The sequence below is a fragment of the Paenibacillus sp. WLX1005 genome, assembly GCF_046603685.1.
Taxonomy (GTDB): Bacteria; Bacillota; Bacilli; order Paenibacillales; family Paenibacillaceae; genus Saccharibacillus.
This window is the reverse complement of the sequence record NZ_CP176756.1, coordinates 880,685-906,148: the sequence shown is the minus strand read 5'-3', so window position 1 is coordinate 906,148 and position 25,464 is coordinate 880,685. Positions and strand designations below refer to the sequence as shown.

General features: G+C 46.0%; 22 protein-coding genes and 1 riboswitch. Of the genes, 10 read left to right on the top strand and 12 right to left on the bottom strand.

The window, feature by feature from the left end; translation table 11 throughout:
• Window positions 1–3: 3 nt before the first annotated feature.
• Window positions 4–1,134 carry a helix-turn-helix transcriptional regulator gene (locus ACE3MZ_RS03905; protein ID WP_411345202.1) on the bottom strand — a complete coding sequence of 377 codons (1,131 nt, stop codon included), beginning with the start codon at window positions 1,132–1,134 and terminating at the stop codon, window positions 4–6.
• A gap of 323 nt (window positions 1,135–1,457) precedes the next feature.
• Here ACE3MZ_RS03905 and gpmA point away from each other — a divergent pair, with 323 nt between their 5' ends.
• From gpmA to ACE3MZ_RS03885, 4 genes are all read left to right on the top strand, one after another.
• Window positions 1,458–2,207 (top strand): 2,3-diphosphoglycerate-dependent phosphoglycerate mutase, encoded by a 750-nt coding sequence (gene gpmA / locus ACE3MZ_RS03900; protein ID WP_411345201.1) that lies wholly within the window; start codon window positions 1,458–1,460, stop codon window positions 2,205–2,207.
• Between the two features lie 330 nt (window positions 2,208–2,537).
• Window positions 2,538–3,305, top strand: coding sequence for a DUF4253 domain-containing protein (locus ACE3MZ_RS03895; protein ID WP_411345200.1), 768 nt, complete (start codon window positions 2,538–2,540; stop codon window positions 3,303–3,305).
• Between the two features lie 230 nt (window positions 3,306–3,535).
• On the top strand, window positions 3,536–4,684 hold the full coding sequence (locus ACE3MZ_RS03890) for a virulence factor (RefSeq protein WP_411345199.1): 1,149 nt from the start codon (window positions 3,536–3,538) through the stop codon (window positions 4,682–4,684).
• A gap of 174 nt (window positions 4,685–4,858) precedes the next feature.
• A riboswitch (Lysine riboswitch) is annotated at window positions 4,859–5,055 on the top strand.
• A gap of 107 nt (window positions 5,056–5,162) precedes the next feature.
• Entirely contained in the window at window positions 5,163–6,635 is a 1,473-nt protein-coding gene (locus ACE3MZ_RS03885; RefSeq protein ID WP_411345198.1) for an amino acid permease, read from the top strand.
• A gap of 357 nt (window positions 6,636–6,992) precedes the next feature.
• On the opposite strand, the gene ACE3MZ_RS03880 is transcribed toward ACE3MZ_RS03885, so the two are convergent.
• The 7 genes from ACE3MZ_RS03880 to xylA all read right to left on the bottom strand — a co-directional run bounded on the left by ACE3MZ_RS03880 (window position 6,993) and on the right by xylA (window position 16,117).
• Window positions 6,993–7,658 (bottom strand): hypothetical protein, encoded by a 666-nt coding sequence (locus ACE3MZ_RS03880; RefSeq protein WP_411345197.1) that lies wholly within the window; start codon window positions 7,656–7,658, stop codon window positions 6,993–6,995.
• Window positions 7,648–8,193, bottom strand: coding sequence for an RNA polymerase sigma factor (locus ACE3MZ_RS03875; RefSeq protein ID WP_411345196.1), 546 nt, complete (start codon window positions 8,191–8,193; stop codon window positions 7,648–7,650). The genes ACE3MZ_RS03880 and ACE3MZ_RS03875 overlap by 11 nt, the downstream gene beginning before the upstream one ends.
• 268 nt (window positions 8,194–8,461) lie before the next feature.
• Window positions 8,462–9,565 carry a protease inhibitor I42 family protein gene (locus ACE3MZ_RS03870; protein ID WP_411345195.1) on the bottom strand — a complete coding sequence of 368 codons (1,104 nt, stop codon included), beginning with the start codon at window positions 9,563–9,565 and terminating at the stop codon, window positions 8,462–8,464.
• A 211-nt stretch (window positions 9,566–9,776) separates the two neighbouring features.
• A complete protein-coding gene (locus ACE3MZ_RS03865) occupies window positions 9,777–10,706 on the bottom strand; it encodes a glycoside hydrolase family 43 protein (RefSeq protein WP_411346687.1) in 930 nt (309 codons plus the stop codon).
• Window positions 10,707–11,275: 569 nt separating this feature from the next.
• On the bottom strand, window positions 11,276–12,442 hold the full coding sequence (locus tag ACE3MZ_RS03860) for a transglutaminase domain-containing protein (RefSeq protein ID WP_411345194.1): 1,167 nt from the start codon (window positions 12,440–12,442) through the stop codon (window positions 11,276–11,278).
• Window positions 12,443–12,971: 529 nt separating this feature from the next.
• Complete coding sequence (gene xylB, locus ACE3MZ_RS03855; RefSeq protein WP_411345193.1) at window positions 12,972–14,468, bottom strand: xylulokinase; 1,497 nt, start codon at window positions 14,466–14,468, stop codon at window positions 12,972–12,974.
• 332 nt (window positions 14,469–14,800) lie between these two features.
• Window positions 14,801–16,117: a xylose isomerase gene (gene xylA / locus ACE3MZ_RS03850; protein ID WP_411345192.1), complete on the bottom strand. Its 1,317-nt coding sequence runs from the start codon at window positions 16,115–16,117 to the stop codon at window positions 14,801–14,803.
• A 207-nt stretch (window positions 16,118–16,324) separates the two neighbouring features.
• Between xylA and ACE3MZ_RS03845 the strand changes: the two genes are divergently transcribed.
• Together ACE3MZ_RS03845 and ACE3MZ_RS03840 are read left to right on the top strand one after the other, a co-directional pair.
• Window positions 16,325–17,488 carry an ROK family protein gene (locus tag ACE3MZ_RS03845; protein WP_411345191.1) on the top strand — a complete coding sequence of 388 codons (1,164 nt, stop codon included), beginning with the start codon at window positions 16,325–16,327 and terminating at the stop codon, window positions 17,486–17,488.
• Between the two features lie 442 nt (window positions 17,489–17,930).
• Window positions 17,931–18,158: a hypothetical protein gene (locus ACE3MZ_RS03840; protein ID WP_411345190.1), complete on the top strand. Its 228-nt coding sequence runs from the start codon at window positions 17,931–17,933 to the stop codon at window positions 18,156–18,158.
• A 240-nt stretch (window positions 18,159–18,398) separates the two neighbouring features.
• On the opposite strand, the gene ACE3MZ_RS03835 is transcribed toward ACE3MZ_RS03840, so the two are convergent.
• On the bottom strand, window positions 18,399–18,761 hold the full coding sequence (locus ACE3MZ_RS03835; RefSeq protein WP_411345189.1) for a hypothetical protein: 363 nt from the start codon (window positions 18,759–18,761) through the stop codon (window positions 18,399–18,401).
• Window positions 18,762–19,232: 471 nt separating this feature from the next.
• On the opposite strand from ACE3MZ_RS03835, the gene ACE3MZ_RS03830 reads away from it, so the two are divergent.
• Both ACE3MZ_RS03830 and ACE3MZ_RS03825 read left to right on the top strand, forming a co-directional pair.
• Window positions 19,233–19,430, top strand: a complete 198-nt coding sequence (locus ACE3MZ_RS03830) for a hypothetical protein (protein ID WP_411345188.1) — start codon at window positions 19,233–19,235, stop codon at window positions 19,428–19,430.
• 141 nt (window positions 19,431–19,571) lie between these two features.
• Window positions 19,572–20,681: a hypothetical protein gene (locus ACE3MZ_RS03825; protein WP_411345187.1), complete on the top strand. Its 1,110-nt coding sequence runs from the start codon at window positions 19,572–19,574 to the stop codon at window positions 20,679–20,681.
• A 41-nt stretch (window positions 20,682–20,722) separates the two neighbouring features.
• Here the strand turns inward: ACE3MZ_RS03825 and ACE3MZ_RS03820 are convergent, their stop codons facing one another.
• Entirely contained in the window at window positions 20,723–21,667 is a 945-nt protein-coding gene (locus tag ACE3MZ_RS03820; RefSeq protein ID WP_411345186.1) for an AraC family transcriptional regulator N-terminal domain-containing protein, read from the bottom strand.
• Window positions 21,668–21,838: 171 nt separating this feature from the next.
• On the opposite strand from ACE3MZ_RS03820, the gene ACE3MZ_RS03815 reads away from it, so the two are divergent.
• Window positions 21,839–22,594 (top strand): SDR family oxidoreductase, encoded by a 756-nt coding sequence (locus ACE3MZ_RS03815; RefSeq protein ID WP_411345185.1) that lies wholly within the window; start codon window positions 21,839–21,841, stop codon window positions 22,592–22,594.
• A 23-nt stretch (window positions 22,595–22,617) separates the two neighbouring features.
• Here the strand turns inward: ACE3MZ_RS03815 and ACE3MZ_RS03810 are convergent, their stop codons facing one another.
• Window positions 22,618–23,187 (bottom strand): TetR/AcrR family transcriptional regulator, encoded by a 570-nt coding sequence (locus tag ACE3MZ_RS03810; RefSeq protein WP_411345184.1) that lies wholly within the window; start codon window positions 23,185–23,187, stop codon window positions 22,618–22,620.
• A gap of 182 nt (window positions 23,188–23,369) precedes the next feature.
• Here ACE3MZ_RS03810 and ACE3MZ_RS03805 point away from each other — a divergent pair, with 182 nt between their 5' ends.
• A complete protein-coding gene (locus ACE3MZ_RS03805) occupies window positions 23,370–24,116 on the top strand; it encodes an EthD domain-containing protein (protein ID WP_411345183.1) in 747 nt (248 codons plus the stop codon).
• 87 nt (window positions 24,117–24,203) lie between these two features.
• Here ACE3MZ_RS03805 and trxB read toward each other — a convergent pair whose 3' ends face one another.
• Window positions 24,204–25,145 carry a thioredoxin-disulfide reductase gene (gene trxB / locus ACE3MZ_RS03800; RefSeq protein ID WP_411345182.1) on the bottom strand — a complete coding sequence of 314 codons (942 nt, stop codon included), beginning with the start codon at window positions 25,143–25,145 and terminating at the stop codon, window positions 24,204–24,206.
• Window positions 25,146–25,464 lie beyond the last annotated feature (319 nt).

Here is a 25,464-nt window from a genome sequence, read left to right as displayed (position 1 = left end):
TAGCTACCTCTCTGCTCCGCGCACATCTTCAATCATCTCCATATACTGCGTATCGCCCAGACCGTAATGCGTGAACAGCTTCAGCATCTGACGCACTAGCTCCATAGCTGGTTGTTCTGGATGGGCGATAATATAGCGCTTCAACTCATGATCGGACTGCTGCATAGTCAGATACAATGTAATCCCCTGATACATTATCGGCAATAGATTCTGCTCCGGCATCATGTGATGCAGTACTACATGCTCATATAATGAAGCAAACGTTCCGAGCGTCATCTCCGTCTGCTGTACATCGTACGTCTGCTCTTGTACCGTATTGAAGTAAACCGTTCCTTTGAACTGCTGCTGTTCCAGATACGCCAGCATCGTTAACAGATTAAGCTGGCAAAACATATCATCGCCAAACCAGAGAACGATACATTTGTAATCATGCAACTGCTCCCAGAGCGGCTGTAGCAGCTGAATCACGACCTGCTCATAACTCGATAAGGTGCTGCCGTGTCCCGCTGCTCTGATTGTATGAAACGTTGGGCTGAAAATAGCTTGCGCTGCTTCATGCGTGCACATTGCTTCATTGAACGGCACATAGTCGCTATTGCCCATCCATTGGTTGGATTGAAATTCCTGATACATTAGTTGACCGTTTAATACGTTCAAAATATCCTGCTCGTAAATCTGTTCCACTTGATGTTGCAGGTGGAGAATATCTGCTGTTTTGAGTTCGTGCATGGGAATCGCTCCTTCGTATGTGTCTGGTGCAATTAAACTGCGTTTGGCATACTGCTGTAATGGCTGCGGATCATTGCGGAATGCGGCGGGCGTGACGCCGAAGATCTCTTTGAATGCTCGTGAAAAAGCTTCCTGTGAGGAATAACCGTATTGAACAGCGATATCGAGAATGCGGTCATTCGTCTCTGCCAAGCGAGATGCTGCCAGAAAGGTACGACGCAGCAGGATGTATTTTTTGATGCTGATTCCGGTGTGATGGCGGAACAGGAATGAGCAGTAGAATGGGGAATAGCCCATTTGCTCGCCCAGCTCTGACAGGGAAAAGTCTTGCTGGTGTGCGAGACTGTGCTCAATGATATCGATCATCTGCTGGACAGGATGGTTGGATGAGTGCGTTTCGTTCATATGCTGCTCCTTTCTGCTGTGGTGATAGGTTTAAGTATAGGGAAACATGGACAATGACGTTTGATAATAGTTGTGATGATTGTATGCAGAAACTGGATTATGGTTATCGAACATAAAACAATATACACGTACCCAGACTTGGATTGACAATCCAAAACTCATATTATGTCTGTATCTACATAACCAGTTCTTTTTCCCAAGATTGTAACCTGCTTGCTCTGGTTAAAATGAACATAGAGAACAATCATTCTATCCGCACAACGATTCAACTTCGCAGCAGCAAACAACCCAAATCATCCACTCATGGAGAGGAGCAAGATAGCATGTATAGCGTCATTCTCGTTCGGCATGGAGAAAGTGAGTACAATCAGCAAAATTTATTTACCGGATGGACAGATGTGTCGCTGACGGAGCGGGGCATTCATGAGGCGCGCGTAGCCGGGCAATTGATTCGGGAAGCAGGATATGGGTTTGATATGGCGTTTTCCTCGGTATTGAAGCGTTCTATCGAGACGATGCATTTTATTTTGGAAGAATTGGATCTGCTCTGGATTCCAGAGGAAAAGTCGTGGAAGCTCAACGAGCGACATTACGGCGCGCTGCAAGGGCTGAGCAAATCGGACACAGCACAAAAGTATGGGGAAGATCAATTAAAGCTGTGGCGTCGTAGTTTGACGGTTCGTCCTCCCCTACTCAAGCCAGACGATGAACGCAGTCCGCGTACAGAGGAGCGGTATCGTCATATCGATCCGCAGGAGTTGCCGCTTGGCGAGAGTTTGCAGGATACAATCAAACGGGTCGAAGACTTCTGGCATCAACGGATTGTCCCGCTCATTCGCGAAAAGGAACGCGTGCTTATTTCCGCACATGGCAATACGATCCGAGCGCTGATTAAATATATGGAGGATATGGATGAGAAATCACTCACAGAACTCAATATTCCAACCGGTATTCCGCTGGTGTATGAGTTGGATGAGCAGATTCATCCGCTGCGCCGCTTTTATCTAGGCGAGCAAGAGCATATTGACCGCAAATCTGCTGAGGTGGAGAACGAGCATAACGTCACCGAATAATATAAGCGATCGCAGATCGTGTAATCATCGCCCATGTAGCTATCTAACCTACAGCTCTATCTTCATAAGAGTTCACGGTGGTATGACATTAGACTGCTTTGGAGCACTATGCAGAATGAAGTATAATAAAAGATATATAGCGATGCCATATCATGTATGCTTGCATCGCTATATATCTTTTTTATCTATCATTACACGTATACGAACTATCCAAGATGTAAACAAACGCTATAGCTATGGTCATGGTAGCAATCCATCATCATATATCATTCATCTTGGACTAATACTACATTCACATGAGTAAGATTACATAGAAAAGGAGATATAGAAATGAGTCAAGAAATACGCGATCTATTAAAAGATTATGATATCGAATCCGTAGAGATAGCAGACATTACCTATCCCGCTTCGTTTCACTGCGATCCTCCACATCCTTGGCGTCTGTTAGTACTACCAGGGGATAATATAATGGAATTAATGGAAGAAACTCTGGATGAGCATGAATCATTACCTGCCTTTGTGCAACATAGTATGGAGAAAGTCTCCTCTCTTTCATTCGCAGATAGCTTGCGTCATTCACTGGAATGGCTATTCGCTTCCAATGCATTACCTGCCGCTTACCCACCACTAGAACAGCTATCTGCTACACAATTATACGAAGCATATCGCGAACTGGAAAACACGCCGTATCTGAACGAAACACCTATTCGTTCCAAACAGGTTGTACCTGTACCGGATAGTGATTGGGCGGAAGCTCGGCAAGAAGATGGTGCATTCTGGCTAACGTTGCCGGAGGGAAGCGAATATAAAGCGGCGCTTATTATTCCGATGGGAGGATATAATGAATGTCCATTACCTGTCGATCAAGCAACCGTTTTCCGAGAATGGCAGCAACAATATGGCGCTATTCCGATAGCTGTCAATGACAGTACTTGGATTTTGCAGGCACAACATTTACCTCGCACAGACGGAAATGCCATAGAGCTGGCACGTCAACATGTACTCTTTTGCCCTTATGTATTGGAAGGCTTCGAGTCGATTGGCGAATATGCCGACTATTTAAAGCAGCATCCTATCTGGTACTTCTTTTGGGATTGATATTCTACCCTGTTATAGAAGCTGAACACTTGGAATCTATATGTACCGACGTATACTGGAGCAATCAACAAGGCAACAATCCGCAGTTATTCTGAGCTTATAGGTTTCTCATCTGAGGGACTGTGCCAGCATACAGTGATTTGGGTTACAATGAAGTAGTGACAAAAGGAAGATTGAGCGCTTCGTCGGTCAATTGCGTTATCACAAGTAAACAAGGAGGTACATGTTGCATGAAAATTTTATCGATAGAACCGACACCGAGTCCGAATACGATGATGCTGCGGATTGACGAGCAATTGCCGCATGGTGTTCGCAAAACATATACAGTAGACAATGAGCGTTCTGCGCCGTCTTTCATCCGGGAGATGCTGCATATTCAAGGGGTCAAAAGTGTATTCCATACCGCTGACTTTGTCGCGCTGGATCGTCGTGCAAGTGCGGATTGGTCAGCGATTCTGAATGAAGTGCAGGAGAAGCTAGGTCAGGATGGTATTGAGAACAAGCTGGAAGTACCGGAAGATCTGTCGGGTGAGCATTTTGGAGAAGCGAATGTGTTCGTACAGTTTTTCCGCGGCATTCCGATGCAGATTCGGGTAAAGGCGGGAACGAAGGAAGAACGAATTTCGCTGGCAGAGCGGTTTGTCCAGGCGGTGACTGAGGTTGCAAGCGCTACGCTGATTAAGGAACGCAAGCTGACCGATTATGGCGTGCGTTATGGCGAATTGCCGGACATTGCGCGTGAGGTGGAACAGGAGCTAGAAGCGGCATTTCCACAGGAGCGTCTGCGTAAAATCATCGATCAGGCGATCTCACATGGCGCAAGTGCTGAAGAGTTTGTCGAGCAGCGGCGCGGGCTGTCGGCTGACGAGATTGCTACAGCGATGGATAGTGACGACTGGCGTGTGCGTTATGCCGCCTTCGACGTATTGGAGCCGGACGAGAACAGCTTGCCTCTGATTGAGCAAGCGTTGAATGACGAGAAAATGCAGTTGCGCCGCCTTGCCGTCGTTTACTTGGGCGATCTGAAAACGCCAGCTGCGATGGAGCTGTTATATCGCGCATTGGAGGATAAATCGGCTGCTGTTCGTCGTACGGCAGGCGATACGCTGTCGGATATCGGTGACGATGCAGCGACACCAGCGATGCTAAAAACGTTGCAGGATAGCAGCAAGCTCGTTCGCTGGCGCGCGGCACGCTTCCTGTATGAGGTCGGTACAGAGGAAGCTCGTGATGCGCTGGAATCAGCGGTTGAAGATCCCGAATTTGAAGTGAGTTTACAGGCGAAAATGGCGCTGGAACGCATCGAGTCCGGTGAAGAAGCTGCCGGTACGATCTGGCAGCAAATGGCGAAAAGTCGTCAGCAAAATAGCTCCGTCTAACGCCTGACTATCCGCGTCCGAACGTATACCGCATGCTGTCACAGAAAAGTCATTGCCAAATGCACGCCAAAAAGCTATACTGTAACACATCCGTGTCAGCTACTTGCAAGTATGCAATAGTCGGCATGTGCGTAATACTTTAACCAATTAAATAATATGCCTCATCAGCAGAACCGATGAGGTAGAGGTCGCAGCATGAATCAGTACCCCCGGACCAGGCGCAGGAGTCGCCGTCGATCCCGGGAGAAAAGGTCCTGCTGCCGAAGTGCCGTATTCCACTCCAGAATATGACGCTGGGGCTGTCTCCGAAAGGAACAGAACTGTCACAATGGAAAAAACCTAGCCTTTCATTGTGTTGAGCTATCTTAAAGGGAAAGTATGGTGCGGAGTCTATCTGTATATAGATCGCAGCTCGCCTGCGGTCTATTTTTATTGCCTTCTTTCCCTGGATATTGATGAAGGAGTGTATCCAAGCAACATGAGTTCACCTGCAACGAAACCAACACCTACTACCCTGAAAGCCGGTCTGCGTGCCAGACATATGACGATGATCGCCCTCGGCGGCTCGATTGGAACCGGGCTGTTCCTTGCGAGCGGCGGCGCAGTTGCTGGAGCCGGACCGGGCGGCGCATTGCTTGCCTATCTGTGCGTCGGCATTATGGTTTATTTTCTGATGACCAGCCTTGGCGAAATGGCGACATATATGCCGGATTCAGGTTCCTTCAATACGTATGCAGCACGATTCGTCGATCCAGCATTCGGATTCGCGATGGGCTGGAATTTCTGGTACAACTGGGCAGTCACCATTGCTGCCGAATTGTCAGCGGCGACGATTATTATTAAATACTGGTTCCCGGAAAGTTCATCGTTTCTGTGGAGCTTGCTATTCCTCGCGCTGATCTTCCTGCTAAACGTGTTATCGGTCAAAGGATACGGTGAAGCCGAATACTGGTTTGCCATGATCAAGATTGCGGTCGTTGTCGTCTTTCTGATCGTCGGTGTACTGATGATCTTCGGCATTATGGGTGGCGAAGCCGTCGGATTCCGCAACTTTACGATTGGGGATGCACCGTTTCATGGCGGGCTGCTTGCCTTTATCGGCGTGTTTGTGGCGGCAGGATTCTCGTTCCAGGGCACCGAATTGATCGGGGTTGCTGCGGGCGAAAGTGAGAATCCACGCGAACATGTGCCACGCGCGATCCGTCAGGTGTTCTGGCGGATTCTGATCTTTTACATTTTGGCGATTCTGGTGATTGGTCTGATCATTCCGTATACCACACCATCGCTGCTAGGAAGTGATCTGACCGATATTAGTGTCAGTCCGTTTACGATGATTTTTGAAAAGGCAGGTCTGGCGTTCGCCGCTGCGGTCATGAATGCGGTTATTCTATCGTCCGTGCTATCCGCGGGTAACTCCGGTATGTACGCGTCCACCCGTGTATTGTTCGCACTAGCACGAGAAGGCAAAGCGCCGAAGATGTTCGCCCGTTTGAACTCACGCGGCATTCCGCAAAATGCGCTGATCGTCACAGCTGCCTTCGGGATGCTCGCCTTTTTCGCTTCGCTGTTTGGCGATGGAATCGTGTATAACTGGCTGCTGAATGCGTCTGGGATGTGCGGATTTATTACGTGGCTGGGTATTGCGATCAGTCATTATCGGTTCCGTCGTGCGTTCGTCGCGCAGGGACGCGATCTGAGTGAATTGCCGTTTCGTGCCAGATGGTTCCCGTTCGGTCCGCTATTTGCTTTTGTATTGTGTGCGGTTGTCATTATCGGACAGAGTTTGTCGTACTTCTCTGCTGACGGTATTGATTGGCAGTCGATCTTTGCCACGTACATTAGCGTACCGCTATTTCTTATTTTGTGGCTCGGTTATAAATGGACAAAACGTACACGTATTATTCCACTGGAGCAATGCGATCTGGATACCGGCGCACGGCAAGACGTGTAATAGTAGCGGTTTAGTCTACTGTGACATGCGAACCAGACTCCTGAGTCTGTGAGTCTGTGAGTCTGTGAGTCTGTGAGTCTGTGAGTCTGTGAGTCTGTGAGTCTAGTTAAGTGTATACGCGAAATCGAGCTATAACAAAAAACCTTTCTGTTCCGGTACAATCTGTCGCATCCGACGGTTACCGATTCAGAGAGGTTTTTTTATTTGTATCTACATTTGCGTGATCTGCTCCATGAGTTCTTTCCTTGCATCATATAGTCCATGTTTGCGAGCCGCATCCCGGCCTTCATTCTTTCCTGTATCTCACTTGTCCATCTGGATATAACTCATTCAGCTATCCTATTATTCACATCAAATTTATTGCATGGAACGAAAGGTCTGAAGGATCTGTTGTTTGCTAATTCCTTGATTAAATTGAAGTGAATAATATAAACCATCTTGTTTCCACGTAATTGTAGTGTAGCTTCCGTCGTTACCCTTGATCGTTGTAATAATATCGTTTATTTCAATTTCGTCGATTTGCGAATAAGTATTGTAATCGCCGATCAATTCTTCTTTATTAGGAGACGTGCGCAAATTTAATTGGTTTGTAGCGCCAATGTAATCAATCTGCACTAGTGTGTTAGAAAACGAAGAGTACGTTGTATCTTTTAGCTCAAATGGAACAGATGTAACGGATTTGAATGTAAATGGAATAGCAGTTCTCAACTCAGCTAAGGAATCATATTCATTCAATCCAAAAGAGCCTGTATTGGAACCATTGTTAGAAGATACTATAGGGTTCTCACTTGGATTACGATTAACCGTATATTGTGCAGTTATTATTCCTGCAAGCAATACTAAAAAAGTAGCCGCTGCGTACATATACTTTTGATACTTTAAAATAAATTTGCTTTTCTTTTTTTTATGTTGCTGCATCATTACTGTTTGAATGCGTACATGATCAATGATTCGTTCTCGCATCTCAGGAGTCATTTTTACTTTTTCCATCATTTTGTTGTATTTATTTTGCTCAATCATCAAAGTCATATTCCTCCACTAGTATAGATTTTAACTTCATCCGAGCACGATGTAGTAATGAACGCACTGTTGTATCTTTTCTATGAGTCAAATTTGCGATATCTACCGTCGAATAGCCTTCGTGGTAAAAAAGGTGTATCACTTCGCTATAAGCAGGCTCTAGTTTTTTGACTGCTTCCCATACAAACAATAAATCGGCATCTTCGCTTGAAAATAACCCCTCGTCTAACTCATCCGATTGACGCCGTTTATTGTATTTCAATTTATTCTTACACAAATTGATTGTTACACGAATTAACCATGCTTTTTCATGTATATCATTCTCAAACTTAGGGCAATAGTTCAAATATCGAATTAACGTTTCTTGTATCACATCTTCAGCATCCATCAAATTATGCATATACGAATAAGAAAGACGCAAAAGTGAATCCCCATATTTATCGATAATATCTCTTGCTCTTTCACCTATATCTAATGGTTCCTCTTTACTCTCGACGTTGCTATACTCTTTTTCCTTATTCCGTTGTTGTTGTAGCACTGAATAAGTAATTGATTAATTTGCAAAACAATAACCAGTAAAAACTTTTTTTCTCATTACATACTTTTTCGCCATGCAACAAACTGTACAAAAAAAACCCTCCTATACTTAATAATAAAATGGCTTATGCAAAACGTATCGTACCAATATCAACCTCAAAAAGGTGGCGCAAGGTATATTATCATAAATGGATAATATACCTTGCGCCATACAAATTCATATTCATATTCACATTCTGCAAACGATACTTAGTGATTCATTGTACATCCTACTTCACATTAATCGTGTATTGTAATGTTTTTGTTTGAGTATCATTTGTTCCAGCTTGGGTATATTGAAATACAACTGTATGCGTGCCTTTTTCTTTTGCAACAAATGTCCACACTTTTGAAGAAGGCGCTCCAATTGCACTATTTTCATTGCTTGAACTATCAGAACCTTCTTTGACCAGTTTCATCCCTTGAAGTTTAGAAGAAAGTTCCCATGAATATCCGGTAGTTGCATTCTCATCCATTTTGATTGCAAATGTCTTACCTTGCTGTATATTATAATTCCCAGCTTGTGTAAATGTTTTTACTTGGTCTGTTGTTTGATTATCTTCGACAACAATCGTATACGTTTTTGTTTCAGCTTTAGAGGTGTCTTTTTCCCAAGGCTGTGCAGATGTAAAGGTTAGAGTATAGGTTCCAGCTTTTGCAGCTTTAAATGTCCAAGATTTGTCATTCGGTGCACCGACAATATTTTCATTTGAGTTGTTTTGAGGTTGGCTTTGTTCTTTTACTAAACTGATAGCATTACTGCTTGCTTTATATGACCAAGAATATCCAGTAGAAGGATTCTCCTCTAATGTTATATTAAACATTTTATTCGGTGTAGTTTTAATCGTTTGTTTATTTTCTTGCCCATCTCCAGTAAAGAGGATAGGCCCATCAGGTTGTTTTTCACTATGAAGTGATTGATCTGCGTCTTTTAGTACCCATACATATCCTTCTTTATCAGCCTCAGGTAAAATCACTGTAAGAAGTTCTCCTTTTTTGACTGTATTCAACGTATTCGTTTGCAGTGCGATTGGTGCTTTGTTTTCTGTAGAAGTTCCTGCTACTTTTACTTTATATACTAATTTCTTTGCAATTTCTGTTTTGTCCTTACCATATTTAACATATACAAATTTAATAGTATACGTTCCATCTTTGTCTGCTGTGAACGTCCAAGTATCTCCAATCGAAGATTTTTGTTGCGATACATTTGCAATCAATGCTGGCGTGATTTGAGCGGATGCAATTTCTTGAATCCCCAAAGTTCCTAGTGATATCATTCCAGCCATACATACAGTTCCCCACAAAGTCACTTTACGATTTAATTTGTTATTCACGTTTTCCTCCTAGTGTATAGCACTAATGTGCTTCGTTTGTTGCTTCTAATCCATATACCACTCAGTATCTCTAAACGTTGCACAGAATTTTAAAAATAACAAAAGCAGCCTTTATATAGAAAAAAACACAAACCGATTCTCCCTCTGCTGGTTGGGAAAATCGGTTTGTGTGTTATCCAATGAGACTAAAAGAATATACGATTAGAAAGCGTCAATACGTCGGCCATCCGCTGGAATCCCAGTTGAGATCGCTGACTAACAATTTTGGATTTCCGTTGTCGGTGGCATCATACGAGTGCCTTGCGATGACGCTTGTACCGTAGATATCCTGACCGCCCGGACCTTTCCAGCGATCATTGCCTGCATCGAGGATGGTGCCGCCGTTGTTCAGCAGGCTTACGCCATTTTTGTCCACATACGGACCGGTGATGCTGGTGGAACGACCATAAATGATTTTGTAAGTACTGTTCACGCCTTTGCAGCAGTTATCGATGGAAGCGAACAGATAGTAATAACCGTTGCGATAAGTAATAGATGGTGCTTCAATCGCGCCGCCATTGGTAGTACGAGTAGCGATGGAAGTCAGGCTACCAGTTGGTTTCATCGTGTTTTTGTCCAGTTTGGTCAATTTCAGACCGCTCCAGAAGGAACCAAAAGCAAGCCATGGATCGCCGTTTGCATCGATTACCAGCTCAGGGTCGATTGCGTTGTAATTTTGTGTGCCGTTTGTTGTCAGTACGACGCCTTCGTCTTTCCAGCTGCCTGCGCCGATGCTGCTTGCGGAAGCCAGACCGATCGCAGAGATATTTTTGCCAAAGGTGGAGATGGAGTAGTACAACCATGTTTTGCCGTTATACTGCTTCGCATCCGGTGCCCATACATCCAGTGGTGTCTGGTTCGGTACGTACGTTTTCCACCATGACGGTGCTGTCAGGAAAATCTGTGGTACACGGTAAAAGTTAGTGCCATTGTCCGATTTGAGCACTTGAATGCCCTGTCCAGTCGAAAAGACGTACCAGCTATTCCCCTCTTTGATGATTGAAGGATCATGTACGCCCACATCCCCGGTCAATGCCCAGTGTGCAGCATACGTGCGGCTATCGCCAAACGATGTCAGAATCAGCGATACAATGACGAGCAAGGTCACCACTTTGCTTCTGATATGCAATGTTACCCCATCCTCTCTGTGCGTTTTAACCTGTACATGCAGCAACAGGAACAACGCTCCGGCGTCCGTGTCAGGTCTATCTTAATTATAAAAACGCTTTCATCAGAGGGAAATATAATATTCCCGTATCCTCCTTTCTTTATATCAGAGGCAATTTTTGATGATTTTATAGTTAATGTATATATTAGCTACTTTCTATTTATGTTAATAAATAAAGGTTATTGTTGATGTTTGTATCAGAAAAGCGTGGATACTGGATTTCCGTATTTTTGTCTCTTTTATCGGTATATAACAATATGGAACATGAGTGACAGCTAAACTGCTTTTATTGGTGCTTTGTGCAACTGAAAATATAGGATTATTTCGTTCCATTTCGCTACGTTATCCATAGTTCGTTCTGTTGCTTCATCTTTATCTATTTATGAAATGAGAAGAATACAGATAATATCCAAAAAAACAGCGATTGCCGGGTACACCAAGCATCGCTGTTTCCTTGTTATCTTATTCTACGTTACGCATTATCTGATTACGTATCAGCTGGTTTATTGCCAGTTCAATGTCACCTTGAGATCATTCGTATTGCTACCTGATTGCACCGTATACGAAATGGAGCGGATGCCAATCGAGGATAATGTGCGCAAATCACTCTTCAGACTGGTCAAATTGCCGCTGTAGCGGAAGACCAGTGTATGTTTGCCGTTCGTTTGAGCAGATTGTACTTGTGCTTTCAACGCAGCGGGCGTGCTGATTGCGCCATTAGCATCGCTGGTCGTGCTGGCTGTGCTGTTGGATGATTGTGTCAAATTGCTGGATACGCCTGAATAATCAAGTGCGCGCTGAAGTTGCTGATACACACTTGTTTTGTCGCCACCGGCAGCAACCAATTTGCTCAACGTACTCTGGTACGTCGTGCTAGCAGCAGGATACGTTTTCGTCCAGTTGTGATCCTGTTTCATCTGACTATCTGTTAACAGATAGTAGCTCGTTTGAACATAGTTGCCTTGATCGGGAACTGGATCATCCCATGTCGTATCGAGGTGATACCAGGTGCCATCCAGATTGACCAGATTCCAGGCGTGCAGCTCGCCGCCAGCGGTTCCTTCAACGATCAGATTCTGAATGCCCGATTGTCTGAGCAGTTCGTAAGTGAGAAGTGCATACCCCTGACAAACAGCAGTGCCGTCATGCAGTGCTTCGTAAGCAGTATAGCGAGTATATGTTTCGTCGTATTTTACATTACGCACGACCCAGTCATGAATCGCTTTGACCTTCTCATGATCGTTCATACCGGATGTGATGATCGTGGATAGGATTTGCTTTACCTGACTTTGTACATAAGCGGTCTGGGCTGCGGTTTCGCGATAGTTCATCTGTACCGTCACTTTGGCAGCAGACGAGCTTTGGCGCCAATTCAGACCGTAGCTGTCGAGTATATAATGGGTGTAAGGGTCTTTTTCCAATGCTTGTTCAAACGCATCTTGTAGCATCGCTTTGAGACCGGTAGTACTTCCTTTATATGAAATGGTCGTCTGCGCATCGCGGTTCATCAGTGCTTGATACAGCTGATCGGCGACATCACTTTGACTAGTTGCGGTAATCTGTGTAGTTGCTGCATAAGCAGCCTGATGCGGAGCAACGAGCGGTAGACCGGCAAACAATAATGTTCCGGCTAGAAGGGTCTTAGCCCAGAGGTGACTTGATCTTTTCATGCAGACGTATCCGCCCTTCCCAAATAAATTCACTGTAATGCATTATATCGGCACAATGTCCGATGGGGATAATAGATAGACGGCGGAATGTAGCCATTTATTTATCGTCTCTACAGGTAAACGCAGCAAGGCTTGCATAGTTGCGCAATAGACATTAATTTTTTGTGAAAAAACGTTCGAATGCCGCATGGTTATGCTAATTTGAGCATAATAGCGTGTAGAAAGTATTGTGTATCGCCTTCTGTACAAAATGTGCTTGCTGTTTGGCTTGTTTCATTATACCACTGTCGCTTCTCTGGATACAGTTTGGCATTGATCCAAGCAGATGAACAGGAGATGGGATACTTGCGATGATTAGGGTATGAGATCGATACAGAACAAAAAGCCTCTTTTTCGATAAAAAGAGGCTTTGCTACAATATATTCACCCTACATCCAGCGCCAACTAACTGCTAACTGCTAACTGCTAACTGCTAACTGCTAACTGCTAACTGCTAACTGCTAACTGCTAACTGCTAACTGCTCGTTCATTATCCGCGGAATGCAGCCAATTTGCTACTCAATCCTGCCGTCTGTGCGTATACGTCCTGATAAATTCCGAACAGTTCATCATACCGTGCGGCACGCTCTTGGTCTGGTACATATGAGCGCGAAGTACGCAGGAATGCTGATGCACATTGCTCCAGCGATTCGAACCAGCCGCTCCCATACGCTGCTAGCATCGCTGCCCCCATCGCAGGTCCCTGTTCATTTTCCAGACGAATCACTTCGGCATTGAAAATATCTGCCTGCATTTGCAGCCACGTCTCATTCTTCGCTCCGCCGCCGATCGAGATAACTTCGGTAATCATTTTACCCGATTCACGCAAAATATCGATCGATTCGCGTAGTGAGAACGTAATGCCTTCCAGCACCGAACGAGCAAAATGAGGCAACTTATGCGCCGCATCAATCCCGACGAAGCTGCCACGAATATCCGCATCCGGGTGCGGGGTACGCTCGCCGACAATATATGGTGTGAACAGCAAGCCTGCCGCTCCCGGCGCAATCTGATCCACTCCGTCCAGCAACGCTTCAAAGGAACGCCCTTCGCCAAATGTACTGCGGAACCATTCCAGACTGTAGCCTGCTGCTAGCGTCACACCCATAATGTAAAAGGCATCCTTCTCGCTATGATTGAAAAAGTGAACCTTCCCTTCAAAGTCCAGATTACGACGTTCTTCATACGACAGCACTACACCGGATGTACCGATACTGCACATCGTCTGCCCCTCAGTCAGAATACCCGCACCTATTGCGCCGCACGCATTGTCTGCACCACCTGCATACACACGTGTTTGCGCACTCAAGCCTGTCTCATCTGCCACTTCCGCCAGCAAGGCCCCTGTATCGTCAAACGACTCTACCAACCGTGGGAAAAACGATTCTGGCAAGCTGAAGGCTTCCGCGATGCGTGTACTCCATGATTTGCCCGCCACATCCAATAGCAGCGTTCCTGCTGCATCCGAATAATCCATCGCCAGATCACCAGTCAGCCGGTAACGTACATAATCTTTGGGCAGCAGGAAGAGCGCCGCTTTGCTCCAGTTGTCCGGTTCCTGCTCCTGCACCCACAAGATTTTCGGCAGAGTGAAGCCTTCTAGCGCGCGGTTGCGGGCGATACGTAACAGATCCTCTCCCAGCTCCTGCTCAATGTGACGACATTGCGCAGTCGTGCGCGTATCGTTCCACAGGATTGCCGGACGAATGACCTGATGCTGATCATCCAGCAATACCAGACCATGCATTTGCCCAGAAAAGCTCAAGCCTTCAATTTCATGCGCGGGTACCGCCGATACTTCCAGCAGCTTGCGCAGCGAGATCAGTGTCTTTTCAACCCAGTCTTCCGGGTTTTGCTCACTGTAGCCCGGCTTTGGCTGAGATAACGGGTACGCTTCAGACGCTTCAAAAGCTACCTGTCCCTCACGATTCACCAGTACTGTTTTCACGGCACTTGTACCCAGATCGACTCCAATGACATAACTCATCTCATCTACCTCCTTCATGTATACACCCTGTATCACTATGATTACGATGTACGATCCAATCCTTATCATCACCTGATCATTGTAACCAAAATGCTCCCTTCTTCCCTGACGGGAATACAAGGGAGCATCGGTCCTATAGCTATTCATGTAGAGAACAAGATCAGGCTACGTACAGGTACTTCCTCTCTCGTCATGTCATACGCTCAACATGCTCAAGCATATTCCCCACCCAAAGACCTGTATTTAGGAGAACCTGTTTCCAATCTCTCCATTTTCATTATAAATATAGAAGGCGTTGATCAAGTGTACCTATGTTCCTATACTGCTGAGACTTATTCGGTCACCAGATATTGGTTCAAGGTTGCTTTTAGCAACTCTTCGCGTCCAGATTCGTTGGCACGCGGATGTTCATTGTTGAGTGCGTATTCTGCCAGCGAGGACAGTGTCGCTTTGCCGTCAACTACGTCAGCGCCGATGCCTTCGCGGAAGCTGCTATAGCGTTTGTCGATAAAGTCTTCGAATACGCGATCTTCCAGCAGACGAGCAGCTGTTGTCAAACCTTTGGCAAATGTATCCATACCGGCGATATGCGCGATTACTAGATCATCTGCATGGAACGATGGACGGCGCACTTTGGCGTCAAAGTTAATACCACCGCGACCGATACCACCATTTTGTAGCACTTCATACATCGTCGTTGTCGCTGCATACAGATCAACTGGGAATTCATCTGTATCCCAGCCGATCAAGAGATCGCCTTGGTTCGCATCCAATGAACCCAGCATATTGTTCGTACGAGCAACACGCAGCTCATGCTGGAACGTATGACCAGCCAGAGTCGCATGGTTCGCTTCAAGATTTAATTTGAAATGATCTTTCAAATCATATTTTTGTAAGAAGGCGATTGCCGTTGCCGCGTCGAAATCGTACTGATGCTTGGTTGGCTCTTTGGGCTTCGGTTCGATCAGGAATTGAGCATCAAAGCCGATTTCTTTGGCATAATCGACTGCCAGATGGAACATACGCGCCATATTATCCTGCTCCAGAGCATAGTCGGTATTCAGCAGCGTTTCGTAGCCTTCGCGACCGCCCCAGAATACGTAGTTTTCGGCGCCAAGACGTTTGCCGACTTCCAGACCTTTTTTGATCTGAGCCGCTGCATGAGCGTACACATCGGCATTGCAAGTGGAAGCTGCACCGTGCATAAAGCGCGGATTACTGAACATGTTCGCCGTGTTCCAGAGCAGCTTTTTGCCAGTTTGCTTCATCTGTTGTTCAATCAACTCGACAATGGTATCGATATTGTTATAAAATTCGCGGAGGCTGTCGCCTTCAGGAGCAATGTCTACATCATGGAAACAGAAATACGGAATATTCAGCTTGTCCAGCAGTTCAAACAGCGCCTCAACGCGTGCTTTGGCAAGGTCAAGACCAGTCAGATGATCCCATGGACGGGAAGCGGTTTCAACACCGAACGGATCAGCGCCACCTGCAACAAGTGTATGCCAGTATGCCATGCCGAAGCGCAGATGCTCTTCCATCGTCTTGCCGGCAACAACCTGGGTCGGGTTGTAAAATTTGAACGCATACGGATTTTTGGATTGGACACCTTCATATTGTACTTTCTCAATATTTGCAAAATAAGCCATTACATAAATCCTCCTCACGAGTCGTTGAATTCGTTACCGGACAGACATTGCAGCGCCCGGACCGCCCATATCTTGCGCCAGCCTACGGCTGTTCCGCCAGATATTTCTTGTAAGAAATCGTTTACATCGCTATCCTAACATATATAAATCACTTTGTCTATTCGATAAACAAAGTACTCGAACTACCATCTGGAGAGGAGAACTATTATGAAAATCACCGGAGATCAGGCGCTGGTCAAAAAAATAAACAAATCCCTTGTCCTTGAAAATATTCGCCGTTATGCCCCGCTGTCACGCACTCGCGTATCGCAGCTAACCGGGCTGAACAAAGCGACTGTCTCCAATCTTGTTCAGGAATTAATCGACGATTGGCTCGTACTAGAATCAGGCGAAGGTCAATCCAGCGGCGGTCGCAAACCGCTTATGCTGGAATTCAACAGCGGTGCCGGTTATGCGGCAGGTGTAGAGTTGAGTGTCAACGAATTGACAATTGTGCTGACCAATCTGGAAGGCATTATCATCACCCGCCAGACGGAGCCGCTGCCGGATCATCGACTGGAAACGACGCTATCGCTCATGCAGCGTATGATGGCGCATCTGCTGGCGGAAGTTCCCCCATCTGTCCATGGCTTGATCGGCATGGGCGTCGGTGTACCGGGAATGGTTGATGAACAGGGCAATGTGCTGTTTGCTCCCAATCTGGGCTGGGAAGGCGTACCTCTGCGCGAAGAATTGGAGCAGTTGTTCAGCCTGCCGGTTACGATTGACAATGAAGCCAATGCGGGTGCGATTGGTGAACTACAATTCGGTGCCGGTCGTCATGCCCGTCATCTGGTGTATGTCAGCGTCGGCATGGGAATCGGTTCCGGCATTATTATCGACGGCGAACCGTACAAAGGCGCACGTGGATACGCTGGCGAAACCGGGCATATGTCTGTAGAATCGTACGGATTGCCATGTTCCTGCGGTAGCCGCGGATGTTGGGAATTGTACGCATCAGAACTTGCTTACGAACATGCACTGCCTGATCCACAGCCGAATACGAATACCGCTTACTGGGTACAACAGGCGCTATGGGATGAGCCAGAAGCCGTTCGTTTGTTTCAGCGTATTGGCGAATATCTGGGTATCGGCATTACCAATCTGGTTAATAGCTTCAACCCGGAATTGGTCATTATCGGTGGTCATATGCGTCAGGCAGAACCTTGGATTGCTCCCTATGTAGAAGAAGTAGTCTCCCAGCGCACCCTGCCATACCATCGGCAAAAACTGGTCATCCAATATTCCGAATTGGGCGAACAATCGACTGTCATTGGAGCTGCTTACTCTGCAATTTCACAGTTTCTAGGTCGAGTACGCGTATCGATCTAAATAGTCAACAAAGCTGTATATCATTACCTTTCCCATGGATGGATCACTGCTTGTAATATTAGGTGTGATAACGAATCATAAAGTGGACTTTTGCGCATGACGCGACCGATATTGCCATATTGTCGTCATGCGTAGAAGATTAAAGATGCGTAGATGAGGTTACATTAAGTATAGTACGTCAGTGCCGCTACTGTTCACACTGCATGCGATTTGGGTATTTTGATGAGCAGAGACATGTTTTTTACAAACATGATAGATTCATGAAAATAAACCAGAACATTCATGTGGTACAGCTCGTTGTCAGACGCATTAGAACTCTCTTTGTTTTCCATAATCTGATTGTTTTAGATAGGAAAATGTAGTATGCTAACAGCGTCAGGGCTTCGTCTAACGGCTCTGTACCCGGCAACATCCAAAATACATTTTAGAGGAGATGGCAACAATGGATAAAATGTGTATGCAAATGATGATGGGTATGTGTATGGAAGACATGATGGGTAAAATGAACAACATGAAAATGATGATGGAAATGTGCAATAAAATGGACATGAACATGATGAAAGACATGGATATGGACATGAATATGATGATGAGCAAACTGCAAGAGTGCGACGAAATGATGACATCCATGATGTCCATGATGCGCGACATGAAACAAGCCAGCATGTAATTCACATGTCCATGTGAATCCATACTGGCTTATTTGCATGACGATAGTGCCGCGTCTTGGCGGATCGGCAACTACGGGGCAAGACAACAGTATTCATAGTGCATTACGTATAACTATACATGCGCTTTATCTGGAAACCGGGCAACTATCAGTTGTCCGGTTTTTGGCATGTACATCTTGGCGTGTACAGCGTTGCACATGTACATTGTGTACATTACGACGGGTATATGGGTAGCCGACTCAGCGGCACGATTCACAATCATGTTTCAGACCGGCGGTTTCTTCTTGAATCTGACGCGATACCGAGATGCGTTGCAGCTTCAATTCCCACCATTGCTCCAGCAGATTCTGTTTGACCGTATCATCTTTACTTTCACGAATATTGTCATACAGTTCCAGCAGCTTGCCATTGATGCGGTCGAACTGTCTCCAGAGATGTTCAGTTACCGCCCACTCGCGCTGCCATTGCTGAGAATGATTCAGACGGCTCAAGTTGGCGACAATCTCTTGCTGCCACTCTTCGTCTCCAATCGCAATTGCATAATTCAGCAGGTCCAGATAGTCATCATTGCGTTCTGTTACGATATTCTGAATAGGATTCACAGTTATACTCACCTTCAATCTCTTTATATACCAAGTATTATACTCGGAATATACAGGTTTTCAATAGATTTGGACTAGAAAGTTACATAATCCGTTATAGTTTTATTGAATAGCCAGCACCTATAGATAGACTATAGCTAGAATCAGCGGCGGTTGAGAGCACATAATCGACATCACTTATCTAAAATTTGACGTAAAATCGCCTTATTTGGCTGTGAATCTTTTATCGGTTTTCGACTATAATTTCGTTATTGGTAATTGCTGGGCAACCTATGTTTTCTATTTGCAGCTCTGATTGTACGATTGATAGAGATGCTGAAGAAGCAGAGCAAAGCCTTATGTATAGAGAGAGATCAATAGAAGTTGAAACGTATAGATGAGATCGGACGGTTATTATGCCGGTATGCGATCCACGAAGTTGGATGGAGAAGCAGGATGATGAACCTACTGTGAAATGGAGAGAGAGCAACCATGACGTTCTGGGAAAATGCTGATATTTCGCTGCCCTTTTACGTGCTGATGTTTTTGTTTGCCTTGATTATCGTACCTTTGTTCAGTCTGGGAGTGTTTAATTTCTCGCAGGCGAAACGTAAAAAAGGAGCTTCGCTGCTGGCAGCAGGATTCGGATTCTTCCTGATCTTCCAGGCAGTGACCAAGCTGTTCTTTTAGCGCAATGGACAGATATAGATGCGGTACCTGTAGCAAGAGTTGCAGGTACTCTTAGCAGGAGGCGATTGACCTTTGGTATACTACAGAGGTTGATCGCTTTTTTGGTATTCATTTGATCTGCTTGCAAAGGAGTATATACATATGACAATTCAATATCACACCTATCCATCGTTTCAGAATGAGATCGGCAAGCTACTTGCCATTCGTGAATATCCACAAATTCCATGCACACCGAACAATGTTGAACCGCAATTGATTGCGCTGAATGAACAGCAACAACTATGGAAAATAAATCTGATATCCGGTACAGCGCAGAGGCTTGCGCAGTTGAATCTGCCAGACTTCAATCTGTCGCATCCTATCCAACTGGTAATAAGCCCCTGTGCTCGCTTCGCAGCCGTATGCCATCGGTTAGGTCGTCACGCAGTCGTGATGAATTTGGAATCCGGGGATATTGTATTGGAATTGAGCCGAGGCGAATATCATTATGATAAATCTGCGTATCCGCTCGCTTTTATACAACGTGACGATCAGGTACTGCTCATTCATGGTACGGACTGGAATCGGTTGGAGCTGATCTCGCTGGTTCCGGGTGTACATTTGCTCAGTGAGCGCACAATTCCCGGGATTGATTCGGAAACGCATTCGCACGATGCCCATTATTTAGATTATTTTCATGGACAACTGCATGTATCGCCTGACGGCAAGCATGTAGCAGAAACGGGATGGGTATGGGCACCGATCGGCGTTACCGTAGCATGGAGTATTGATGACTGGCTGCACAACGTCTGGGAATCCGAAGACGGAGAATCTCTGGATTCCATCTGGCAACCGTTAATCGATTGGGATGTGCCGATGGTATGGCTGAATCATGAGCGGCTTGCTATATGGGCACAAGTCGATGCAGATATGCTGGATGAAGAAGATTGGAATATAGAAGGTACCTCGCCCGCTATACTGATCTACAATGTAAACCAGCGTACACGACAGGAAGTGCTGTTGGATGTACCTGCTTTTTCTACGAATTTTGGCGTAGCGGATGTGTTTTCGTATCCACAAGCGCAACTCGCCGTATCGTCTAGTGGGACATTATTTGCATGGGGACAAGGACTGCCCATATACAGCTGGAATCTAGTAGATCGGCAAGTTCAGATTCATGACTGTCCCGCTGTACCTGATCTGTATCATACCCAAGCGGATTTGTTTTTGAAAATAAACGACGGAACAATCACAGTATGGCGCTGCATATAAAGGGATGCTAACTATAGCTTCCCATACACAGAATATATCGTTCAAACCTCGCGGATGACAGAGTCTGGTGACATCGCTTGAAGTCTCCGAATATCGCTTATCGGCGGTAGACCGAACAGTCTAGCATATTCTCGGTTAAACTGTGAAGGGCTCTCATAGCCGACTTGAAAAGCGACTTCGGCAGCTTGGACAGCGTCGTTAAGTAATATTCTTCGTGCTTCCTGAAGCCGAATCTGTTTTTGAAATTGTACGGGACTCATCATCGTTACATGGCGAAAATGGCGATATAACGACGATGGACTAAGACTGACTTTGGAAGCCAGATCATCGATACGAAGCGGCTCGCTATATGTCTCACGGATATGCTGAATCACTTCCGCAATATAGGCAGCGCGCCCAGCACCGGGCGCCATCTGTCTGAGTGCATTTCCTTGGTCACCTTGCAAAGCGCGATACAGAATTTCTCGTGCAATCATAGGCGCAAGGATAGGCAACTCCTCCGGCTTATCCATCAACTTGAGCAATCGAACAAAAGCATCAAGCATCTCCGTATTCGCTTGACTAACAAACAAGCCCCGTTCCAATTCCCCTTGCGCTTGCGCAGTAGGCACAGTATCCATAACACGCATAAGCTCCAAAATCTGCTGCGAATCAATCTGCAAACGAACTGCCAAATACGGTTCATCCGGCGATGCCTTGATCACCTGACCAGAAATCGGCAAGTCGACCGATACGGCAAAATATTCAGAAGGTCCATAATGGTACTGCTCTTCCCCTAGCAAAACCAACTTCTCTCCCTGCGCCACCAGACAGATCGACGGTTCGTACACGCTATGCAGCGGAGCCGTTTCGTGGGCGTTGCGAATAAGTGACAGTGCAGAGAAATCCGTTTGATACACACCATCGTTTGTACAGTATGTTTCAATCAAACTCCCGATTTTATGCAAAGCTGATGCAGGATATGGCGTAACATTGCGACTGTTCATCTGTATACTCTCCCCCCATTCCTATAACTTTTATTATAACGCTCCATTACACGATGTTCTCCAACAACAACCATCTTTGCGCGAATCAGGCAATGCTATGAGTGTATCGTTCTATCGCTTCCCCATCTCAACATCGCATACTGAGAATACCAACAGCGAAAGGGGAATTACATGATGAACAAAGTACCATTGGATGGAATCGCAGGCAAGGTTGTACTCATTACAGGGGCAAGCAGCGGAATTGGTGAAGCTACTGCACTCTTATTAGCTCGACATCAAGCAATTGTTGTACTGGGCGCGCGACGCACAGAACGTTTGGAACAGCTCGTTGCCGATATTACAGCAGCAGGTGGTACCGCATATTGTCGTAAACTCGATGTGACCGATGCGGCGGATATGGACGATTTTGTCCAATATGCACAGCATACATGCGGTCGTGTCGATGTGATGGTGAATAATGCCGGAGTGATGCCGCTATCCAATCTGGCAGAACATAAAATCGACGAATGGAATCGCATGATCGACGTGAACATACGCGGTGTTTTACATGGCATTGCGTCTGCCCTGCCAATCATGCAACATCAGCAAAGCGGACAATTTATCAATATCGCTTCGGTAGGTGCGTATGAAGTGACGCCTACGGCGGCTGTGTATTGTGCAACCAAATACGCCGTTCGCGCGATCTCGGATGGATTACGTATGGAAACCGAATCGCATATTCGAGTCACACTTGTATCACCGGGTGTTACCGAATCCGAGCTGGCAGACAGTATATCCGATGAACATTCACGAGCATTCATGCGCGAATATCGCCGCATTGCGCTGCCCGCTACTGCTATTGGCGAAGCGATTCTGTATGCCATCCAACAGCCAGCACATGTGGATGTGAACGAATTGATCGTTCGTCCGGCAAAAGGAAATAGTTGAACAGCCATGTAGTCCCTGCCTCATCACAGTTCAAATGAATTGCGCAGCCCCTGTTCGGAATAATCGCGAATCATACGCGCTGCTTCCTCAGCCGTCGTGTCATTGCTTACTTCGATCCACCAGCGAATCGTCGTCAACGCAGACGATGCGAAAAAGCGGAGGAAATAATCGCCAGCTCCCTTGAATCGCTCTTTGCCCGCATACGTAGTGACCTGCTGGCTGCCCAGTGTAGCAAATATCGACCGGATTTCTTCGGCAAAATCCGACGTCTCGGCTGATACCGTCAATAGACTGCGATAGATTGTCACATGCTGCTGCACATGCCGAATCACCCGCAAAATGCTCTCATACTGATCTTCCTGTGCAAAATCGATACAGCTCGTAAATGCTTGTATCGTCCGTACATGAATCTGCTCTAGCAAATCGTATTTGTCAGTGTAATGCAAATAAAAGGTCGAACGATTCACCATCGCCGCATCGGCAATCTGCTGCACGGTCAACGTCGCAAATGGCTGTTCCAGCATCAATCGAATCAACGCTTGCTCTATAAACTTGCGCGTACGTGCGACGCGCAAGTCCTGTTTTATAGACAATATCGTCCCTCCTGTCGTGTCATACAACATGAGCAGGGTACGTTGTCGTTTATACAACATCGCGCCTGTTCTTTAACCATAGTATACAGCGAAACGTTTGCTTACAATACAGGTATGGAGCAGCGGACGGCAGTGCCTACATTGCTCCCTATCCGTAGTGAACAGCATGGAGGGACTGGAAGATGATCAAACAAATGGCGGTTGTGACGAGACGACCGGATATGACTCACGAAGAATATGTAAACTATGTCAAGCACATTCACGGCTACCAGATCACCTGCGGCAATCCGCTGCAAGTAAGCAGATATATTCAAAACTATGTATTCGACGCTGCCTACGGCGCCAGAAGTGATCTGCATACCGGCGGATACCAGATCGTATATCAGCGAGATTCAGTGACGGAATTGTATTTTGCCGATGAAGATGCAATGATGCAGACCTTTGCACATCCATATGTGCATGAAGTAATCGGACCGGATGGTGCGAATTTTAGCAATCTGGATACATCGCTACCGTTTCTCGTGCAGGAACAGGAGATCGATGTACCACACCTGGCAGCAGGCGGAATCAAGATTTTTTATATGATCAAAGGCAATGATAATTACGCACCAGATGAGATTACGCGCTTATGGCTACAAGGGCATCATGAGGTGGTAGAGAGAAATGTAACGGTTCGTCAGCAGCTCCGCAAGTGTATCCACAATGTGCAGATCAGTGCGGGAGATGCGAATTATTTTGGCTCCAAAGAGAATGTGCGATACGATGTGCTGGCTACATTCTGGTTTGACACTACTGCCGCATTCCGCACATACCAGCAGGAATTGGTTCACTATGCACAGCAGCATGGAGATTTTATCGATCCATCGTATTCGTTCTTTTTGTATACAGATGCGTTGACGATCTACGATGCGGGAGCCAGCCTTTCTTAATTATCATGACAAAGCAAAACATCCACTCCATATCGCGGAGTGGATGTTTTGTTTATTGATATATCATAGTAAAACTTACATCTATCCTTACAGCATTACTGCTGCATGTTCAGTCGCTTCGATGAATTTCTCAGCATCCATCGCTGCCATACAGCCGCTACCTGCTGCGGTAATCGCTTGGCGGTAGCGAGTATCCTGTACGTCACCACAAGCGAAGACGCCGGGGATGTTCGTTTCGGATGTGCCAGCATGGGTTACGATATAGCCGTTCTCATCAGTCGTGATCTGTCCACCAAGGAAGCCGGTGTTCGGATGGTGACCGATCGCTACGAAGACGCCGTGTGCTTCGATGATCTCTTCTTCACCCGTTTCGTTGTTCTGTACTTTCAGACCGGTGACGCCGAGTGGCCCGGCAACGACTTCCAGTGGTGTGCGGTTCAGACCCCATTCAATTTTGTCATTGGCACGAGCGCGATCTTGCATGATTTTGGACGCGCGCAGCTCGTCGCGACGGTGAACCAGTGTTACTTTGGAAGCGAAACGGGTCAGGAAGCTTGCTTCTTCCAGTGCAGAGTCACCACCGCCTACCACGATAATCTCTTTGTTACGGAAGAAGAATCCGTCGCAAGTCGCACAGGTGCTTACGCCGCGACCGATATTGTCCTGTTCGTTCGGAATGCCGAGATACTTGGCAGTTGCACCGGTAGAGATGATCAGCGTCTCGGTAACAATCTCGCCTTTGCCTTCCACTTGCAATTTGAATGGACGTTCGGACATGTCTACGTTGTCGACCCAACCAGTGTAGAATTCAGCGCCAAAACGCTCTGCTTGTTTACGCATATTGTCCATCAGCTCAGGACCCATGATTCCGTCAGGGAAACCAGGGAAATTCTCTACTTCTGTTGTGGTAGTCAATTGACCGCCCGGCTGTGGACCTTCGATGACGAGCGGGCTCATATTTGCACGAGCAAGGTAAATGGCAGCCGTCAAACCAGCAGGACCAGTACCAATAATTACGGATTTATACATGTTCCATTCCTCCATGATGATAAATAATGGGCTAAAGCTATGTTCTCTATCAAGCTGTACAATCAAGTTTATGCGAATATGCTTCTATTTAATCATGCCAACTAGCAAGTGATCCTATCGTTTACTATAGTTTGTATAAATAACATTAACACAAAACTATTTTGTGTGCAATTAAATTTATTTATAAAACAATATTTATTATGCTGTGTAGGTAAACGTTAGTCAAATGAAGTTCTAATGAACCGTACGATGTAGCCCCATTGAAATCGAAATTGCTGATCTACTCCACTTCACAGCAAAAAGGATCTGTATACTTCTC

Coding starts and splice junctions, on each gene's coding strand:
- ACE3MZ_RS03905 (WP_411345202.1), bottom strand. CDS start 1,134: ATGAACGAAACGCACTCATCCAACCATCCTGTCCAGCAGATGATCGAT.
- gpmA (WP_411345201.1), top strand. CDS start 1,458: ATGTATAGCGTCATTCTCGTTCGGCATGGAGAAAGTGAGTACAATCAG.
- ACE3MZ_RS03895 (WP_411345200.1), top strand. CDS start 2,538: ATGAGTCAAGAAATACGCGATCTATTAAAAGATTATGATATCGAATCC.
- ACE3MZ_RS03890 (WP_411345199.1), top strand. CDS start 3,536: ATGAAAATTTTATCGATAGAACCGACACCGAGTCCGAATACGATGATG.
- ACE3MZ_RS03885 (WP_411345198.1), top strand. CDS start 5,163: ATGAGTTCACCTGCAACGAAACCAACACCTACTACCCTGAAAGCCGGT.
- ACE3MZ_RS03860 (WP_411345194.1), bottom strand. CDS start 12,442: ATGAAAAGATCAAGTCACCTCTGGGCTAAGACCCTTCTAGCCGGAACA.
- xylB (WP_411345193.1), bottom strand. CDS start 14,468: ATGAGTTATGTCATTGGAGTCGATCTGGGTACAAGTGCCGTGAAAACA.
- xylA (WP_411345192.1), bottom strand. CDS start 16,117: ATGGCTTATTTTGCAAATATTGAGAAAGTACAATATGAAGGTGTCCAA.
- ACE3MZ_RS03845 (WP_411345191.1), top strand. CDS start 16,325: ATGAAAATCACCGGAGATCAGGCGCTGGTCAAAAAAATAAACAAATCC.
- ACE3MZ_RS03840 (WP_411345190.1), top strand. CDS start 17,931: ATGGATAAAATGTGTATGCAAATGATGATGGGTATGTGTATGGAAGAC.
- ACE3MZ_RS03830 (WP_411345188.1), top strand. CDS start 19,233: ATGACGTTCTGGGAAAATGCTGATATTTCGCTGCCCTTTTACGTGCTG.
- ACE3MZ_RS03825 (WP_411345187.1), top strand. CDS start 19,572: ATGACAATTCAATATCACACCTATCCATCGTTTCAGAATGAGATCGGC.
- ACE3MZ_RS03820 (WP_411345186.1), bottom strand. CDS start 21,667: ATGAACAGTCGCAATGTTACGCCATATCCTGCATCAGCTTTGCATAAA.
- ACE3MZ_RS03815 (WP_411345185.1), top strand. CDS start 21,839: ATGATGAACAAAGTACCATTGGATGGAATCGCAGGCAAGGTTGTACTC.
- ACE3MZ_RS03805 (WP_411345183.1), top strand. CDS start 23,370: ATGATCAAACAAATGGCGGTTGTGACGAGACGACCGGATATGACTCAC.
- trxB (WP_411345182.1), bottom strand. CDS start 25,145: ATGTATAAATCCGTAATTATTGGTACTGGTCCTGCTGGTTTGACGGCT.